The organism is Halodurantibacterium daqingense, from assembly GCF_042666235.1.
Lineage (GTDB): Bacteria > Pseudomonadota > Alphaproteobacteria > Rhodobacterales > Rhodobacteraceae > Halodurantibacterium > Halodurantibacterium daqingensis.
The window spans coordinates 1-1142 of record NZ_JBHTFQ010000036.1 but is presented as its reverse complement, the minus strand read 5'-3'; the positions used below and the strand labels follow the sequence as shown (position 1 = coordinate 1142).

Below are 1142 nucleotides of genomic sequence, written 5' to 3'. Positions count from 1 at the left end.
TCAGTATATGACGACCGAGCGGATGCTCTGGCCCTGTTTCATCAGGTCGAAGCCCTTGTTGATGTCGTCAAGCGGCATGGTGTGGGTGATCATCGGGTCGATCTCGATCTTTCCCTGCATGTACCAGTCGACGATCTGCGGCACGTCGGTGCGGCCACGCGCGCCGCCGAAGGCCGAGCCTTTCCAGACGCGGCCGGTGACCAGCTGGAAGGGGCGGGTGGCGATCTCGGCGCCGGCGGGGGCCACGCCGATCACGATCGACTGGCCCCAGCCGCGGTGGCAGGCCTCCAGCGCCTGGCGCATCACGGTGACGTTGCCGGTGCAATCGAAGGTGTAGTCGGCGCCGCCGATCTGGTCGAAGGGCGTCTTGGTCATGTTGACCAGATGCGCCACGATATCGCCGTCGATTTCCTTCGGGTTGACGAAATGGGTCATGCCGAAGCGCTCGCCCCATTCCTTCTTGTCGTTGTTCAGATCCACGCCGATGATCATGTCGGCGCCCGCCAGCCGCAGGCCCTGGATCACGTTCAGCCCGATGCCGCCCAGGCCAAAGACCACCGCCTTGGCGCCGATCTCGACCTTGGCGGTGTTGATCACCGCGCCGATGCCGGTGGTCACGCCGCAGCCGATGTAGCAGATCTTGTCGAAGGGCGCGTCGGGGCGCACCTTGGCCAGCGCGATTTCCGGCAGCACCGTGTAGTTCGAGAAGGTCGAGCAGCCCATGTAATGCAGGATCGGCGTGCCATCGAGCATCGAGAAGCGCGAGGTGCCGTCGGGCATCAGCCCCTGGCCCTGCGTGCCGCGGATCGAGGTGCAGAGGTTGGTCTTCTGGCTCAGGCACGAGGGGCACTGCCGGCATTCGGGCGTGTAGAGCGGGATCACGTGATCGCCGGGCTTCACGCTGGTGACGCCGGGGCCGCATTCCACAACCACCCCCGCGCCCTCGTGCCCCAGGATCGCCGGGAACAGCCCCTCGGGATCGGCCCCCGACAGGGTGAACTCATCCGTATGGCAGATGCCGGTGGCCTTGATCTCCACCATCACCTCGCCAGCCTTCGGCCCCTCGAGGTTGACCTCCATGATCTCAAGCGGCTTCCCGGCCTCAACGGCCACCGCAGCTCTCGTCCGCATCGCTGTCTCCT

Annotated in this window: 1 protein-coding gene; it reads right to left on the bottom strand. The window is 65.7% G+C overall.

Annotated elements, in window-relative coordinates:
* Nucleotides 1-1131, bottom strand: coding sequence for an S-(hydroxymethyl)glutathione dehydrogenase/class III alcohol dehydrogenase (locus ACFQXB_RS20295; RefSeq protein ID WP_377407013.1), 1131 nt, complete (start codon nt 1129-1131; stop codon nt 1-3).
* Nucleotides 1132-1142 lie beyond the last annotated feature (11 nt).